This window comes from Pseudoalteromonas luteoviolacea CPMOR-1 (assembly GCF_001625685.1).
Classification (GTDB): domain Bacteria; phylum Pseudomonadota; class Gammaproteobacteria; order Enterobacterales; family Alteromonadaceae; genus Pseudoalteromonas; species Pseudoalteromonas luteoviolacea_K.
This window is the reverse complement of record NZ_AUYC01000066.1, coordinates 12,238-28,694: the sequence shown is the minus strand read 5'-3', so window position 1 is coordinate 28,694 and position 16,457 is coordinate 12,238. Positions and strand designations below refer to the sequence as shown.

The 16,457-nt window shown below is 41.4% G+C and carries 21 protein-coding genes; 7 read left to right on the top strand and 14 right to left on the bottom strand.

Features of this window, described 5'->3' with window-relative positions; translation table 11 throughout:
• Positions 1-43: 43 nt before the first annotated feature.
• The 4 genes from N473_RS22230 to N473_RS22215 form a co-directional block, all read right to left on the bottom strand.
• The gene (locus N473_RS22230) at positions 44-535 is read right to left on the bottom strand and encodes a dATP/dGTP pyrophosphohydrolase domain-containing protein (RefSeq protein ID WP_063369844.1); all 492 of its coding nucleotides are present in this window, start codon (positions 533-535) and stop codon (positions 44-46) included.
• Positions 536-618: 83 nt separating this feature from the next.
• Positions 619-804, bottom strand: a complete 186-nt coding sequence (locus tag N473_RS22225) for a hypothetical protein (protein WP_063369843.1) — start codon at positions 802-804, stop codon at positions 619-621.
• Between the two features lie 26 nt (positions 805-830).
• Entirely contained in the window at positions 831-1,139 is a 309-nt protein-coding gene (locus tag N473_RS22220; RefSeq protein ID WP_063369842.1) for a hypothetical protein, read from the bottom strand.
• Between the two features lie 23 nt (positions 1,140-1,162).
• Complete coding sequence (locus tag N473_RS22215; protein WP_063369841.1) at positions 1,163-2,044, bottom strand: DNA cytosine methyltransferase; 882 nt, start codon at positions 2,042-2,044, stop codon at positions 1,163-1,165.
• A 117-nt stretch (positions 2,045-2,161) separates the two neighbouring features.
• Here N473_RS22215 and N473_RS22210 point away from each other — a divergent pair, with 117 nt between their 5' ends.
• Together N473_RS22210 and N473_RS26375 are read left to right on the top strand one after the other, a co-directional pair.
• Positions 2,162-2,404 (top strand): hypothetical protein, encoded by a 243-nt coding sequence (locus N473_RS22210; RefSeq protein ID WP_063369840.1) that lies wholly within the window; start codon positions 2,162-2,164, stop codon positions 2,402-2,404.
• On the top strand, positions 2,404-2,553 hold the full coding sequence (locus N473_RS26375; protein WP_155735707.1) for a hypothetical protein: 150 nt from the start codon (positions 2,404-2,406) through the stop codon (positions 2,551-2,553). The genes N473_RS22210 and N473_RS26375 overlap by 1 nt, the downstream gene beginning before the upstream one ends.
• Before the next feature lie 184 nt (positions 2,554-2,737).
• Here the strand turns inward: N473_RS26375 and N473_RS22205 are convergent, their stop codons facing one another.
• The 5 genes from N473_RS22205 to N473_RS22180 all read right to left on the bottom strand — a co-directional run bounded on the left by N473_RS22205 (position 2,738) and on the right by N473_RS22180 (position 4,473).
• Positions 2,738-3,022, bottom strand: a complete 285-nt coding sequence (locus N473_RS22205) for a hypothetical protein (protein ID WP_063369839.1) — start codon at positions 3,020-3,022, stop codon at positions 2,738-2,740.
• Positions 3,023-3,349: 327 nt separating this feature from the next.
• Positions 3,350-3,604: a hypothetical protein gene (locus tag N473_RS22195; RefSeq protein ID WP_063369837.1), complete on the bottom strand. Its 255-nt coding sequence runs from the start codon at positions 3,602-3,604 to the stop codon at positions 3,350-3,352.
• A 35-nt stretch (positions 3,605-3,639) separates the two neighbouring features.
• A complete protein-coding gene (locus N473_RS22190) occupies positions 3,640-3,891 on the bottom strand; it encodes a hypothetical protein (protein ID WP_155735706.1) in 252 nt (83 codons plus the stop codon).
• Between the two features lie 24 nt (positions 3,892-3,915).
• Positions 3,916-4,215, bottom strand: coding sequence for a hypothetical protein (locus N473_RS22185; RefSeq protein ID WP_063369835.1), 300 nt, complete (start codon positions 4,213-4,215; stop codon positions 3,916-3,918).
• Between the two features lie 33 nt (positions 4,216-4,248).
• Positions 4,249-4,473 (bottom strand): DUF7681 family protein, encoded by a 225-nt coding sequence (locus N473_RS22180; protein WP_063369846.1) that lies wholly within the window; start codon positions 4,471-4,473, stop codon positions 4,249-4,251.
• A gap of 125 nt (positions 4,474-4,598) precedes the next feature.
• Between N473_RS22180 and N473_RS26370 the strand changes: the two genes are divergently transcribed.
• A complete protein-coding gene (locus N473_RS26370; RefSeq protein ID WP_196766457.1) occupies positions 4,599-4,781 on the top strand; it encodes a hypothetical protein in 183 nt (60 codons plus the stop codon).
• A gap of 169 nt (positions 4,782-4,950) precedes the next feature.
• On the opposite strand, the gene N473_RS22175 is transcribed toward N473_RS26370, so the two are convergent.
• From N473_RS22175 to N473_RS22165, 3 genes are all read right to left on the bottom strand, one after another.
• Complete coding sequence (locus tag N473_RS22175) at positions 4,951-5,703, bottom strand: hypothetical protein (RefSeq protein WP_155735704.1); 753 nt, start codon at positions 5,701-5,703, stop codon at positions 4,951-4,953.
• A 19-nt stretch (positions 5,704-5,722) separates the two neighbouring features.
• Positions 5,723-6,370: a hypothetical protein gene (locus N473_RS22170; RefSeq protein ID WP_063369833.1), complete on the bottom strand. Its 648-nt coding sequence runs from the start codon at positions 6,368-6,370 to the stop codon at positions 5,723-5,725.
• Between the two features lie 151 nt (positions 6,371-6,521).
• The gene (locus N473_RS22165; RefSeq protein ID WP_063369832.1) at positions 6,522-6,716 is read right to left on the bottom strand and encodes a hypothetical protein; all 195 of its coding nucleotides are present in this window, start codon (positions 6,714-6,716) and stop codon (positions 6,522-6,524) included.
• Positions 6,717-7,030: 314 nt separating this feature from the next.
• On the opposite strand from N473_RS22165, the gene N473_RS22160 reads away from it, so the two are divergent.
• Both N473_RS22160 and N473_RS26365 read left to right on the top strand, forming a co-directional pair.
• Complete coding sequence (locus tag N473_RS22160) at positions 7,031-7,357, top strand: hypothetical protein (RefSeq protein WP_063369831.1); 327 nt, start codon at positions 7,031-7,033, stop codon at positions 7,355-7,357.
• 348 nt (positions 7,358-7,705) lie between these two features.
• Positions 7,706-7,849: a hypothetical protein gene (locus N473_RS26365; protein ID WP_155735703.1), complete on the top strand. Its 144-nt coding sequence runs from the start codon at positions 7,706-7,708 to the stop codon at positions 7,847-7,849.
• Positions 7,850-7,876: 27 nt separating this feature from the next.
• Here the strand turns inward: N473_RS26365 and N473_RS22155 are convergent, their stop codons facing one another.
• On the bottom strand, positions 7,877-8,296 hold the full coding sequence (locus tag N473_RS22155) for a hypothetical protein (protein WP_063369830.1): 420 nt from the start codon (positions 8,294-8,296) through the stop codon (positions 7,877-7,879).
• Positions 8,297-9,010: 714 nt separating this feature from the next.
• On the opposite strand from N473_RS22155, the gene N473_RS22150 reads away from it, so the two are divergent.
• Entirely contained in the window at positions 9,011-11,197 is a 2,187-nt protein-coding gene (locus N473_RS22150) for a TonB-dependent receptor (RefSeq protein WP_063369829.1), read from the top strand.
• Positions 11,198-11,341: 144 nt separating this feature from the next.
• The gene (locus N473_RS22145) at positions 11,342-13,327 is read left to right on the top strand and encodes a UvrD-helicase domain-containing protein (protein ID WP_063369828.1); all 1,986 of its coding nucleotides are present in this window, start codon (positions 11,342-11,344) and stop codon (positions 13,325-13,327) included.
• A gap of 571 nt (positions 13,328-13,898) precedes the next feature.
• Here N473_RS22145 and N473_RS22140 read toward each other — a convergent pair.
• A complete protein-coding gene (locus N473_RS22140; protein WP_063369827.1) occupies positions 13,899-16,418 on the bottom strand; it encodes a TonB-dependent receptor plug domain-containing protein in 2,520 nt (839 codons plus the stop codon).
• Positions 16,419-16,457 lie beyond the last annotated feature (39 nt).

The window sequence follows — 16,457 nt, the reverse complement described above, 5'->3', positions numbered from 1 at the left end:
GAGAATTCTTATGGTCGTAAAGTATTGTAGTCATCAACAAGTCTCACTTAACATGTTCGATAGCTTGGTTTTCAGGCACTGTTTGCCAATCTGGCCAGTCACGTTGCTTGTTCATTTGCAATTTTTGCTTTGCGGCGTCTATGACTTGCTCAATAGAGAAGTTTCGGTGTATTGCAGCAATTAGAAACTTGAAAAACACCATTGCCCATGCCTTCCAAATCTCAAGATGATTGCATGTTTTTAAATGGCCTAAGTCCCTTCTTAGTTCATGCCACTGACCTCGATAGTGGTCCTTATCTTTGTGTATGTTTTCTAGTTTAAGAAACTGGTTAAGTTCAACTGGTGATGCACCGGCTCTCATTGCCCCATCTAGTGAAAGTAAAACACAGTCAGCCCACTCCGAAAGATCTTCGGGGCTTTCCTTTAACTCCTGCAATTCTTTTGTTAGGTGGTCGTGCACACCTTTTAATCTTGGGTGAGGACCAAAGGCTTTTAGGCTAAAATCTCTTTGCTCGATTAGTAAGTCTAATATCATGTCTTTTCCTTAATTTGAGGTTCCATCGAAGCGCCACACTTACATTCAATTTCCATAATTTATGGTCCTTATAATTTCTAAATCTAAAACTCGTATTCGTTACCGTTGACGGCAATCCGCTTTAGTTCGTAATCATGACTCTCAATTTCTGCTTGTTCTGGATCGCAGTTGATCTGCAAGTTCTCATAGTTGAAATTGTTCATTTCATCATCGGGCCAGTCGATTGTTTGGCTCATTTCGACTAAAAACTTCACCTTTACTTTTGCCATTTCATTCTCACCCAAACTGGTCTGATTTATATGTCATTTATGCGTTTTAAAACGCAATCTTCTGAGCAGCCTAGCCACTCTTCACTTTCGATTAATTCTTTCGCGCAACCATTGCAGACAGAAATACAACGATCACCATCTTCAACAGCAATATGCCTGTGTTCTTCGCAAAAATATCTTTCACAGCCAAGCTCTGTTTCACCATGCATGTCACCACACGCATAACTTAAACCGCGATTTATTTTGCTGTTGCAGCCTTGATGATCACACGTTGCCTCAAATGCATAGCCAATTGGCCTGCCTGCGCTATCTTCACCGCAATTACTCCACCCCATAAATCCCTCCGAGATTTCTAATGTTAATTTAATTGATTCATATAACGTGTCATTTCATCGCCAACCCATTGACCAACGGGCCTAGGAACTCCGTTACCGATTTGCTTATAAGCTGATGTATTTGATACGGGAAACTTGAAGCCATCATTAAGCCCCTGCAAACGTGCAAACTCTCGAACTGAGTAGGGCCTTACACCCATTGGAAAGCGTTTATCTACTACCAAACGAGTTGATTTATCTTTGGCGTAATGTGCAACGCATGTAGGCGCTATATCACCTTTATCTGGATCACTGATGATGGGTAAATCACGGTACTCGCCATTCATACGAGCAGTAATGGCTTTTGGCAATGTGACCTGAGGATCACTCTCTAATACAGCGGACAGCGGCAATTGCTTTGTGCTTGCTGGTGGACGAATTGAAAAGCTGCGCCTTGTGCCAACTATAATTAATCGATCACGTCTTTGCGGTAGCCAAGTAGTGGCTTGAATAGGGCAAAACACCTGTACGTAGTAATCAGGCATTTTTGTCATTGCTTCCATAACTAGCGGAAAAGCTCTCATGCCAGGCACATTCTCAACTACATAAAACTCAGGTTTGGCAATGGCTAAATGACGTAATGCATGTAAGAACAGTTCATCACCTGTTCGCGTTCCGTGGATATCTGCAATAGTGGAATATTTAGTACACGGGTAGGTAAAAACCATACCGTGACATGTGTCTTGTTCTAATACTAATTCTTCGGCTATATCGCAGTGCTTAATGTGATCACCAAAGTTGTGCTTGTAGGTTTTTACTGCGTCTCTGTCTAACTCAAATGCCTGGTTGATATTAATACCTGCATCTAATAAGCCGCTATCAAATAGCCCCGCACCACAAAAATAACTATTGATACTTATCTGCATTGAATCATTTCCTTGAATGTTTACCGTGTAAACAAATTTAGCAAAACACGTTTACCGTGTAAACGATTTTATCTATTATTTTGTTTACACGGTAAATTGATATAGGATTAAGCCAGTATGAATATAGAGTTGGAAACAATGGCGCAGAGTAAAGATGAGCGAAAAGCCTCAATTGCAGCGGCTAGAAAAGCACATCATGAAGCACAGAAAAAAGAAAAGAAGCGCATTGATGCATATGTAGAACCAGCAACTAAAGATGGGCTAAAAGAGATTAAGGCCTGCTTTAGTGATGTAAAAAACGAAGGGCAAGCGGTAGATAAGGCGGTAGAGTTGGCCCTTACATTGATTGAAAAGGACTAATGATGAAATACACTTTTTTAGCTATCTTGGTGCTGTTTACTGCATCAGCTTGTGCAGCCGGTGGCGGTTCTGGGATTTGGGCTAAGTATGAAACAAGTTTGTGCGACTCTGGGCCTGGTGGTATTCCCGAACCGCCTACAGTAGTTTGAAGAAAGGCGCAGAGGGTTATCAATTCTCTGCGCTAACCGCAGGCATATGCACAACGGAGAAACACTTTTAAACCTAACCGCCAAATCAGGTTCATGCATATATTATCAAAATGCCACTTACGTTTGAAGTGGCCAGAGCGACAGATTCTAACTTCCTCTTTAATTACAAACTACTGCATACACCTTAATCTGTTAAAGCACTATCGACGATTGAGCCAACAGCATATATTTCCAATTGACCATCTTCGGCCAATGCTGCAATATCATGTAGGGCTTTTTCCAATTCTTCGATGCGTTTATGTGCTCTTTCTGCAACATCAACACAACAAACAGTTATAAAGCCCTCCCGCTCATTTGCATCTTCATACACAACTTCAAATTGGGGGTTATCAATATCATTAGGCTCATAGCTAGCCAGTGATTCTAATTGGTATTTTAAATCTTCATTTTTAGTTAATGGAGTGGTCATTATTCCCTCTCGATTTCCAGTTTAAATTGAATTGCCAATTTGCCTAAAAACCAACTCTTTTATTTGAGTTGGCGTTATGAATCTAACCTCACCTTTTGGCCACCATTTGCCATTCACTCTAACTCTATACCTTCGTTTAAAAAGGTATGAACTATCGAACTCACTCGCTCGAAATATCTCTACTTTTCCAGATTTCATTTTGCCTTGTTTTCGCAGCAACATTGTATATACAGGTTTGCGCTTTTCAGACATTTTTCATAGCCTTATGAGTTATTCTGTTTTGGTACCAGTTTTAAAGGCAGATCTGTTAAAACAAACTATTCCAATCTATCTTACTTTTATCAAAGCCAGCTTATCTAAATTCGTTTTTCTTTCTAACTCAGCCCGTTGCAAAAAAGGCCTAAATGCAAACATAATTCCTCGACACAGGGAGCCATTGAATTCAAACTCACCATGTTCTTCACTATTTGTGTACACCACCCAACTATCACCAGCTTTCTCAATCTTTAGCGTTTCGCAATATTCACCTAAATAGATAAGCATTTGATGAATGTCGAAGCCGTTGTAATAAAATCCGCTCACAAGTTTTTACCCGTTTCCCAGCCTCTGCTTAAAAATTAATTTTGTTGGCCTTCAACCCAATTAATTTTTGGCTCAGCTACTAGTTCTTTTTCTTCGCAGAAACCATCGTTAGCTATTTCAATCTTTGCCAACTCGACTGCTTTTTCTTTGCTGCTAGCTTCTACGTTAATATGAACAACTCGAGTTACTTCGGCACAAATTGTATAAGTGCTTTCCTCACATTCACAATCGTAACTTGCGCATCTATCGCAAGATGAAAAACCAGCTAGCGACTCGTTAATTTGCATATCATTTCCCATAGTATTTCAATCTTAACTGTACTGTTCTTCAGCCCAAGTTTTCCAGTCAAAACCGCATTCACATTTACCAGCTTTATCTTGTAACTTTGCATCGGTTTCGCATTCTGGACATAAAGGTATTTCTATTGAAATTTTTGTCCCTACAGGCCATATTGAAGAGCAAATGATTATGTCCTTTTCGTTTACTGAACCCATATCATCACGGCAACTCATTTCAATGTACTTTTCGTGTTTAGAACCACAGGGTTCACCCGCATAAATATCGGCCTTAACCTCACCCCATGCGCTTGTGTCGTATTCAATATCTGACATATCCTATTTCCAATATTGATTATCTTTTGCAAATTAGAAGGTTGTTGGTTGAGCTATACCACGAACTAAGCACATAAAGCCTTTTTGTAAATCTGTCTTGGCTTCTGCAATCCAACGCGGATCTAAACCCTCTTGCCCTTGTAGCTTTTCAACAAATGCACCGACTTGCTCTGCTAATTCCTTAGCTTCATTCATTGAGTCGATTTCATCTTGTGACAAGTCCCGATAACCTTTTATTTTTGTATGTTGATCTTTCATTGATAACTCCAAAATACATTTATTGTACGTACAATAATTAATTAAAATAGATTTAATGTCAATATTTGTACGGACAAAAAATAGCAATTGCTTTAAATTTTTGTACATACTAAAATCCATCGGTGATGAGTGATAAGAAAATGCCAGTTGGCAGACCCAAAAAAAGCGTGACGGCCAGCGCTCGGTGTGAGTTTAGAGTAGAGCCAGAACGAAAATTGATTTATGAAGCCCGAGCGGAATCGCAAGAGCTGAAGTTGAGTGCATGGCTAAAAGCTTTGGCTGATAAAGACTGCGGCCTAGAAGAATAGGCTGTTTTTATTCCAATAGTTAATTTTTAGTAGGTATCCATTGGTGGGCACCTGCCGAATTCCAATGTAGTATATTAATTTTCCACCGAAAACTACAAGTGTTGATTTATCTGGGTATATTGGAATACTGCGCAGGGGTAAGTCAAAAGCCTCTGGTGAGGCTTCACAATTATTCATTCAGCTTTTCTTCGATAACTTGAAACATAGAGAGCAACTCGGCAATGTCTTTCTCTTGAGCGCTTTTTTGCTTACTTGCTCTTTGCCCAGCCAGAACTTTTTTGTAGTAGTCTGGATCATCTCTTAACTTCTGTAATAGTTTAGCGCGGTCTCTTTCGTAATACCTTTTTCTCTGCTCTTCGGGCATTTGTCTTTTGTATTCGCGCAAATACTCATTCACCCGCTCTCGGTTTTCTTCATGCCACGCTTTGTAGTACGCCTTCACATGGTCTTTATTTCTATCGTACCAATCTAACCAGTTTTGCTTTTGCTTCGCCCTGTACTCAGGATCTAACCTTTGTTGTGCGCTTCTCTTTCGCATGTACTCTTTGTGTTTTCTTTTTGCATCAGGGTTTCGCTCAAGGTAATCAAGCCGCTGCTGAGCCCTTTTTTGCGAAAAATTGGGGTCTTCGGCCTTTTTCTTATGGTAAATTGCTAAAGAGCGATTATTTGAGTCGATTTTTTTGCATTCTGGTGAGCATATATTGGTTTTGTTAGGGTCCGTGATTGGCCCTCCGCACACAGTGCAAGGACCCTTCATGCAAGGAATGCAAGCATACTTTGCACTATGAGACTTTGCATGGGATTCGCAATAGGGTATCCAGTTGTTTGGATAGATCTCCTCTCGCCCACAATCACAACGAATAAGCCAGAGCTTTTCTCGCTTCCTATTGAGCTTGCAGCCAACATGCTGAATCACTGTCATTTTACCAAATTTTTTCCCTTCAAGCGTCATTTTGGATCAGCCCTTTAATATCTACACCGTAATGCTCACTCAATGCAGCGAGCGCCGAATCAATATCTATTCTGGTCCTGCCCACTACCAAGGCATTATCTTGAACCTCAACTTTTTTAATAGTTCTAGGTCTAGTCTTAGCTTTAATATTTACAGATCGCTTTATTAGCTCTTTTTGTTCAGATACGCTTCTGATCGCGCCATCCCTGAACACTCTGGAAAGCTGATGAGCGGGAATTTCAGAAAGCTTGAGTTTTTCGCTTTGCGCTTCACCATTGTTGTTAGTAACCACATCAACAACGTCATCTTTTGCTAGTTTACTCTGAAGCCTTAGCGGTAAATTAGCCAGAGCATTTAAAAGGCCCCTTTGCCCAACATATTTAAAAGCCAGCTCTGCCATTAAGCGCTTATTTGCTATCATCTCGATATAAAGCATGGCTCCTTTTCTAAACTCGTCCATGTTTTCGCCGCGACGGTCTAACTCCCTCCAAACATTGGCCATATGTTCAAATAGCTTAACAGATACCCCTAGGGACGCTTGAAATGACTTTTTCAGCTCCTCCGTTGTAAATGACTGCAATTGATGTTCGCTTGGCAACTCAGCGTTTAGTTCAGTTAATTGGTTATCTAAATTCATTTGCCTTCCATTCCTTTAAGGGCCCACCAAACCCACGCAGGGAATTGGCCTGTTTTTTTCCAGTTTATTACTTGCTGTTTGGTGTATTCAACTCGTCTGCAAAATTCGTTCTGGGAAATGCCGACTTGCGCCAGCATCTCCGAGAACTGCGCTACTTTCCCGCGCGGAAGTCCTCCCAAAGCCCAATAGCTGAATCTGCAAGCTGGTTCATTGCGAAATCGGTTTCAGCGTCACCAAACATGGCAATAAAGTTTTCTTCTGTGAAATACGCTTTTACTTCTTTTTCTGATGTGAATTGAGTAGCATCGAAAGCGCATACATCGTTTAGGTAAGTTTGAATTTCCATGGTGTTCTCCTTGATGATTTTTAATACAATGTTGTTTGCTGTTGGAATTAACTATAGGTAAAAATATTTTACCGGTCAAGTTATTTTACCCATGATTTGTATTTTTTTTTCACCAAGGCCAATCAGCACCTTTCAATGTTGGAATATTCTCTGTCGCTCAAATAGGGTTAACCACACCCTATGCACTTTTTCTGTGGATAGCTCGCGCTTAGTGGAAAACAGTTTAGTTGCCCAAACTGGAAAAAAACTAGATTTTATTTTGGATGGCCATTAGCTTAAATAACTGGTTAATTACTAGTTGATAGGGAGATAGTATGTTTTTTAGTGAGTTTTTTGGTGTTATATTTACATTTTTGATTACTGGTGCCGCCGTTTATGGTGTTGTCGCATATGCGCTGGCTCTGAAGAGCGGTCACATTTTCACAAGAGATGCATTGACGACCTCATGTGCTATTGGGATAGGGTTGTTAGGCATTTATGTTTTTGGTTTTTTAGAATTGCCAGAACTAAATGGTCTGCGGTCCACTGCAGAATTAGTAAGGGTGATTTTCAAAAATTTCGCGGGAGTCATCGGCTTTTTTGCAGGCTTGTTTATATCGCACTTCATTCATAAAAAGATCGCAGGCCCGTACTACAGCTAGGGGAATTGGGGGTGAATAAGTCACCCCTATTTTAATTCACAGACCGCGCCGCCGCCATCAGCATCGCGCATAAACTGGTATGTAATGTTTTTATTGTTATCGCATAAAGCTAGTGCATCGCTGACGAAGTTAAATTGCAAAGTATTGAACATAAGCAATTAGGTGTTACAGTATGAGCCGAAAACCAGATTGATCACAATTCCCAAAAAAGTTTATGTAAGGAGCCTTCAATGAAAAAAGCAGCATTCACAACAATTCTATTAGCTATGAGTATTTGCCAAGCACACGCTAACACAGGTGGAATTATTATTTTTCCTAGTTAATCATTTTTCTCTTTAAGGAATAGTCATGAAATATCTAGTTCTAGTAATTACACTGTTATTGTTTACGGTATCAGCAAACGCTAGTGGAAGTGGTGCGGGCACATGGCCGAAAGATACCATGACTCTTAATGGTTCAGGGGCAGGTAGCATCCCAGAACCACCTAAATAAAGAAAAATAAAGGCGCAAAACGCGCCTTTATTCTAAATTAAGGTTTATCAAAAGGTCTGAAATTGAAACTACCCAGTAATCTTTCAATAGTTCTTTAAATCCATGCTTTCTTGCAAAAGAGCTTGAGCTTACGTTGGTTTGCTCTAGAGCAATGTTTTGAATCTTATACTTGCCTGAAAACTTGCACAGAAACTTTAAAAAGTCTGTGCCATGTCCCTTTCTTTGCTCTTCAAACTCTATGCGTGCAATAACTAACATGTTTTCTCGATTTACAGCGTTGCTTGGTTTGTATCTCAGATACATTGAAACACGGTTTCTATTTATCGAAATGGTGTTGTTGTTCAGAGGACTCAAGTTTCCCATTTTCCTTTTATAATTGAACTTAGTTTTGAGGTACCCATGAAGGTCATCAAAAAATAAACCTGCTTCTTGCGCCTGCTCTAACATTTTCTGAATCCATAAAAGTTATAAGGTTGTATCATTTTACGCTATGTTCAAGAGTACTATCCAAATCACTTTATTCAACATTAACTGCCATATAAATAAAGTCATGAGCATCCTGTTAGATTAGTGTGTTTTTAAGTGTAATGCGCACAGAATTGAAATAAAAATGTAAATTCATCAAATAAACTGATAAAGGCACAAAAGATATAGCAAGACTCAATAAAGGATATGGTTGGTATTGATAGTACCATATAGGTTTTGGGTAATTTAAATTATAACAATTGCTTATGTGATTTCTAGCAACATTGAGGGGGTGGTGAGCTATGCTCGTGGGGGTTCAAGTCCCCCCATTCGCACCAAATCATAAACCCGTAGCTTATGGCTACGGGTTTTTTATTTCTCTATTATTTCCTTTTTAAAACGACACTGAGCCCTGAACTCGCCTATCGATTAGACTTTTCTCTCCTTGCTAAAACTGTAAACTTAATTTTCTAACTTTGTATCATATGTAATGTTATCGTTTTAGTTGGGTAAAAAATTTACAAATTAATATATTTATGAAGTTTTTATTTCTCTTTATACAGTAAATGGGTATAATAACCTTCCAGAGGAAAGAGGTGCGTATTACGCATCTTTTTTTATGTCTGCTTTTTATGCAGATATGAGCTCCCAGCCTGCCTCAGGCTGATCACACACGGCGATTCCTTTGGAGATTTTATGACAACAGTTTTACCACGCGTTGGTCTATCTGCGCTAAGCGCTGCGATATTATCCGCAGTTAGTTTACCTACCTTTGCAGCTGAAGATACACAGGCTAAGAATAATACCTTTGAAAAAATTGAGGTAACGGCTCGTAAACGTACAGAAAGTCTATTTGAAACACCAACAGCGATTACATCGATTGGCTCGGATGCTATTGAAAAAGGCAATATGAGCAATTTAGATGATATTGGTAAATTTGTTCCAAACCTAAATATCACTCGCTATGGCGTGGGAAATGCAGCACATGCATCAGTATTCATTCGCGGTATCGGATTACAAGATCATGTTATTACCACAGATCCTGGTGTCGGTGTTTATGTCGATGGTGTGTACTTAGGTCGCCAGATGGGATCTAACTTGTCTTTACCAAATATCGAGCGTGTTGAGGTACTGCGTGGACCACAAGGTACGTTGTATGGTCGCAATACTTTGGGTGGCGCAGTTAATATCATTACCAAAAAGCCTGGTAGTGAAGATATTGTTCGCGTTGAGTCAAAAGTGGGCTCTCGTGGTAGGTTGGGGGGGGATATATACACCAACCAAACCATCAATGATCAATGGAGCTTTGCAGCCAACGCATCTTACAAAGAACGTGAAGGTGTTGGCCATGCTGTGAATCTAGCAAATCCGGAAAAAGAAATCGGTGAAGAGCAAGAAATGAGCGGTCGCGTAGCTGTGAAGTGGCAACCAAGTAGTGACTTCAGCCTGAATGTTGCTATTGACGCAGTAGACAATGAATCAGGTCAATCACCTTACACGATTGAAGTCACCGGTGGTCTCGATCCAAATGACCCTAATAACGGCGATTTTCCTTTGCTAAAGGAAAGCATGCTACCTGACAACCCAGACGATTTAGGTTCAACAGTTGCGGGTATTGAAAGTACCGATTACTCTGGCTGGGGAGCATCTGTGATTGCTGATTGGCAAGTCAATGATGAATATGCAGTGAAGTTTATTACCAGTAAGCGCGGCTCAGATTATACCGGTGGCCTTGATGACGACGGTACACCACTTCACTTATCTGAATTCCCTGAAGAAGGTGGTGCGGACCAGTTTTCTGTCGAATTACAATTAAATGGTACATTCGATTCTTGGGATTTTGTTTCGGGTCTTTATTATTTTAATGAAGATGGCTTCACCGCATCAGCACCCTATGTATATAGCCCATTTAGTACCCCTGCAGCACCAGGATCATTCCGCATTGAGCAAGAAACTGACTCTTACGCTGCTTACTTTAATGCGAGTTTCGATATTACCGAGCAATTAAGCTTAGGTGGTGGCTTAAGGTATTCAGAAGACTCGAAAGAGGCAAAAGCTGACTTTACATACTTTGCAAAAAATGCAAACGCTGAATTTGATGAAGTGACTTGGGACGTGAATGCGGCATATCAATTGAATTCTGATATGAATGTGTATGCACAAATACAAAAAGGCTACCAAAGCGGTGGCTTCCCACCACGCCCATTTGGTGGTGCTGATGCATTTGTTTCATTCGATGAGACTAAGGCACTTAACTACGAAGTTGGTTTTAAAGGTCAGGTGCATGACAGAGTGTCTATGATGATTGCCGTGTTTGTGACTGATTACACAGATTTGGCATTACCATTCAACGATCCATCAAATGGATTCAACACATATATTGAGAACGCTGGTGAGTCACGTGCGCAAGGTATTGAGCTAGAAACGACTGTTGCAGTGACAGATGATTTTAGTATCCGCAGTTCAGTGGGTTATCTGGACTCAGAAATCACACACGTTGACGAAGGCGTTCAAGGTATCACAGTAGGTAATGCGCCTGCATTGACACCCCGCTGGACTGTGATGGTTGCCCCTTCATATTTTATGGACCTTGACTCAGGAGCGACCGTTGCTGTGAACGCAAGTTATTCTTACCGTTCAGATATGCAAGGCCAATCAGTGAATAACCCGAATGAGTTTATTGAGTCTCGCGAGTTGTTTGGTTTTAATATTTCTTATACAAACAGTGAAGGTGATACAGAAATTACCTTATACGGCGAGAATGTTTTCAACGAAGTATATGATGTTGGTCGTTTACAACAAGCCGGTTTTGTTGGTGTAATGCGCAGCAATGACCGCAGTGAATTTGGCCTAAAGTTTAGAAAGGACTTTTGGTTAGATTAAGCGACTATGACAGGCCAACTTATGTTGGCCTGCTTTGCTTTTTTGACTTCTCTCACTATTTTTCCGCAGGTACTGAATAATCAATGACAGGCTTGCTTGATTACCCTAAACTCTCCTTTATATTCAGTTTATCTAGACGACTTAATGCAGTTTACAGTTCACACACTATCTCGGGTTATGGATGGTATTAGCGCCATGTCTGTCTCTAGCAAGGGCATAGTGATAGAAACCAAATCGGTAAAAAAGCTGTACACTTGGCAAATTCAATCTCAGCCTCCAGTTATATTAAACGGTAAGATCACACCTAAAATTCAAGTGTTTACTCCGGAGTCGACCTTTAAAGTACGGATCCGAGAGGATGATTTAGATGCTGCACAATTTACGTTGCAAAAGCTCTGGTTAAGTTCTCACGTTAATAAATTGACGCAAAGTATCGCTAAACTAGAGTCTTTGCTTGAAAAACGTTATTTATCTCATGAGTTACTCGCAACAGCGCAACGTATGACGTCTGAACTAGCTGGCTATTGGCTAAGTTGGTCTTTGGATAAACGTTTTGAACCACACCTAGCTCAACCCCGTTTTACTTTGGAAGAAGTGCATACTTGGCAAGCCTCTGATATTGCAGAGTTCAGAGAAGCATTTATAAAAAAGCAGTTACATGACTATGAGGCCTACTTTGATTCAGTAGCGTCACAGCCGTTAACGATGGCGCAGCGTCGAGCGTGCGTTGTGGTTGATGAAAGGCAGCTTTTATTAGCGGGAGCTGGCACCGGTAAAACCAGCGTCATGATTGCAAAGGTGGGATATTTACAAGTGGCAAAATTGGCTACGAGTGAGCAGGTATTGATGCTGGCCTATGGAAAGGAAGCTGCCGATGAAATGCATCAAAGGCTTAGGGCTGCCAAATTCGATGCTACGTGTCGTACATTCCATAGCCTAGGTACTTATATCTTGAGTCAAGTTGAGGGTAAGTCGCCAATATTATCAACGTTATGTCATAACGATAGAAAAAAGCGAGAGTTTATCCACGAAACAGTGGTGTCACTTTGCCAAGATTTGAGCTTCAAGCAGCGCTTAATCAGTGTGCTCAGGTCTCATTTTAAACATGAGTGTACAGAATCAGAGTTAGACTTTTCAGCCGGCAGTGTTGTGCGCTTAACATCCTTGTTTGGCGATTTGATTGGTTTATACAAACAAGCATCCAGCTTGGGCAATCTGCAAAACTTAGAAGCTCAATATGAGCATGTGCTACAAGTTTTCCGACCCGTGATGACAGAGTATCAGCTGTATTTAAATAATGAGCAGAGCATAGATTATGATGACATGATCAATCGGGCGACTAAGTATGTCAGGGAAGGGCGTTTTAAGAGCCCATGGCTGCATATTTTGGTTGATGAGTTTCAGGATATCTCAGCTGTACGCGCGCAGTTAGTGAAAGCATTATTGGCTCAGCACAAGCGCAGTTATTTATTTGCCGTTGGAGATGATTGGCAGTCAATTTACCGCTTTAACGGTGCTGATCTTACATTGACGACCCATTTTGCAAAACATTTTGGCCCCTCAACGGTGATGCAATTAGATAAAACGTTTCGTTATGGTCAAGACTTATTGGATTTAGCCAGTCATTTTGTTTGTCAAAACCCGGCGCAAATTGTCAAACAAGTGCGTGCTCAAATGGTACCAGCAGAGCCATCTGTGTTAATAGTCCCTGAAATGTCAGTGAACGCTTACACAATGGTAATTAAGAGAATTGCTTCGGCTGCTTCTGCGCCCACTTCAGTCATGATACTTGCTCGTTACCATAAGCAACTGCCCTCTAATGAAGCGCTTATGTTATTAAATGAGCAGTATGAGCAGTTAGACATTATTGCGATGACTTTTCATGCAGCCAAGGGGAAAGAGGCTGACTTTACAATCTTAACGGGGTTAGATAAAGGTGCTGTGCCTGCGACACGTCAGAATGATTGCATTATAGACGCTTTCCTTCCTCAGTTAGAGGCTTACCCACATGCTGAAGAACGCCGCTTATTTTATGTGGCTTTGACTAGAGCAAAACGCCAAGCGTTTATTATGTCGCCCAGCTCCCCGAGTCAGTTTATAAACGAGCTGGATCCTCACGTATCACCTTGAAGAAACCTTAACGACTTTATGAAGCACAAGACAGTGTCAATATTAACGTCTGTGTTAAAAAGGAGAAGCAAGCGGATCTAGTGCTATAACACTGTGTATGGTACACAAAGCCACTTGTGCTCAGGTAGATAAACGTTGACCAAAATCACACTAGCAGACATGGCATTAGAGTCATTACACGACACGATGTTAAACCTATTTTTCTACTAGCAAATTCAGAAATATAACTGGGTGGATGTAATTAAATTCAATACGAAGTTCATGCATTATTGAACTTTTGAAATGGGTTATCGACAGCCTTTGGTTATATAACGTGGCGGCTTCTAAGCTGGTTGTTAAGATTAACACGTGTGTGAGTAAATTTCGCATGGTCTACCTGAGCCCTGTTGAGTCCAGTACATGCCTTCTGTGCTGCATACATCGATGCTGACACCAAAACTACCACCGATTTGCGGTGTGGCAATTTTAGGTAATGTGCGCATGCCAGATGTTAGTTTTTTGAGCGAGGGGACGACGGCGGTTATTTTTTATTAAAGTGTCGCCAGCTTATACTGGCGACCGGCAGGGGAGTCTAGAAGTTAAATGTCGCTTTCGCGTAAACAAATCGTCCGTCAGTGTTATAGGCCGAGAACGCAGAATATGGGAATATCTGGTTAAAGTTACTAAATCCAATATTACCGACGGTATCTTGCGGGTATTGGTCAAACAAATTGTTTGCGCCAGCAGCAAAACGCCACTGCTCAGTCATCTGATATGCCACTTCTACGTCTGCAATCCATTTTGCATCCAGTACTTCGTCTTTCTCGATTGTACTTGATGAGTCTGTTGTTTCGCCATAACGCGTTGCTTTCAACATTGCGGTCCAATCTTGGTATTGCCAAGTTGCTACAAGGTTGAGCTTGTCCTTAGGTGTGCCATCTTCAAATCGAGCGATTTCTCTGCGTGCGAAGTATTGGTATTCGTCACCTAAGGCTTCGAGTTCAGCTGGATTATCTTTAACATGTGTGACTTCAGTATCGTTTAAGTTAAGTGCAGCACTGATATTCAGCGTACCAAAGTCCGCTAAATCGAAATTGTAAGTTGCTACAATATCTACACCTTGTGTACGAGAGTCAATTGCATTGGTGAAGTATCTAACACGTTGTACGTTGTGTTCTCCAGCATTTTTCAAAATGTCTTCAACAGCATCGCCACTGAGGTTCTCTGATAGCACAATACGGTCATTAATATCGATGCGATAAGCGTCTACGGTAAAGCTGAACGCGTTATAAGTATAAATAAAACCCACTGTCATATTGATTGACTCTTCTGCATCTAGCGCTTGTGCACCAAGCGCTTGCGCTGCAGGAGTATCAACTGGGAACAGTCCTACTTCGTTCGGCACGCCGTTTTCAAATACCGTACTTACTGATTTATACGTAGATTGCGCCAGTGAAGGGGCCCTAAATCCAGTACTCAGTGCACCTCTAAACGATAACGCTTCATCAAACTCATAACGTGAGGCAATTTTCCCTGTTAATGTGGAACCGAAATCACTGTAATCTTCGAATCGAGCAGCGACGACAAGGTTCCACTTTTCTGTCAAATAGGTATCCAGCTCTGTAAATAGTGCAATATTGTGACGAGACGCATCAACAGCACTCGCTGGTGAAAAGCCGGCCATAACTTGTGCGCCACCAGCAGCAACAGGAATGCCTTGGGCGTCTAGGACTGTCAGGTAAGAGGCCTCTTCGCCAGCTTTAATTTGGTAAGATTCATTGCGATATTCAGCCCCGAAGGTGATGAATACGTCTTCGTACAAACCAAAGTCGACGTTGCTTTTAGCGTCCAAGTTCAATACCAGCTGGTCGTAAACTAAAGCACCATTATCGAACTCAGTTGGGCTGTTTACGCCCATAGAAGTATTTAAGCTATTGGTGACACCAAAGTTAAATTGGTTTTGGCCATAATTAACGCTGCTGTCTACATCCCAATCAGCAAGTTGTGAGGTCACACCCATTGCGATGGCAAAGTCATCTACTTGTGTGGTGATTTGTGGTAGAAACCCATTGGCATAGATCTCAACCACGTTTCTGCCATCTTGTGGACGACGGAAAAAGCCACCTGAGTTACCTTCACGCTCTGAGTAGCTACCAAAAGAGTAGAGCGATACTGTGTCGCTGAGGTCATATCCTGCGTTGTAAAAGAAAGCGATATCTTCGATATCCGCTTTACCAAACCTGTGGTTATATCGCTCGGCATTAAACTCTCTTGGGTCAAAATTACCAGCATCGTCTTTGGCATACTGTGCTCTTGGGTCAAATCCAGAGCGGTTAGATGGCGCTTTGTTACGCATTTCTGCACTTAAATTTACAAATCCGTTATCCCCAATTGGCAAGCCAATATTGCCATTTAACGTGCTTGTATTACCGTCGCTCATACGGCGATCTTCACCCAGCTCAAAGGCAAGCTCGCCATTGTCGTCTTGATATACACGTTCTAATTGTTTTGCCCCTGCCATTTGGGTGTCGTATTTACCATAGGTCAAGCTGAGTGAGCCACCTTCATTGGCATCTTTTAGTACGATATTGATCACGCCTGCAATGGCATCTGAACCGTACTGCGCCGCTGCACCATCTCTCAGTACTTCAATTCTTTTAATGGCAGCAGTGGGGATCATATTTAAGTCTACAGCGGACGAACCTCGGCCCACAGTACCATTGAGGTTTAAAAGCGCGCTTGAGTGGCGGCGTTTGCCATTGATCAATACAAGTGTGTGATCAGGTGCCAGGCCCCTCAATACGGCTGGGCGAGCGTGATCCGTACCATCTGCAAGTTGCGAATTAGGAAAGTTAAAGCTTGGAATGAGCGTCGTAAGCACTTGGCTTAATTCAAGCTGACCAGAGCTATTGATCTCTTCTAAGTTGATAATGTCAACGGGCACAGTGCTTTCAGCAATACTGCGTAGGCTTCGTCTAGTGCCTGTGACTTCGATAACTTCTGGCTTTAATTCAGGAGACTGACTCGAAGATGCCTGTGCTTTGATTGTGAAAACAGGTGCAGAAGCTAATATCAGGCTGACTGACGCTGCCAAGAAGCTTGGTTTTAACATTGTATATCCTAGCGAGTTGATTTAGGGATTCTTAGAAGC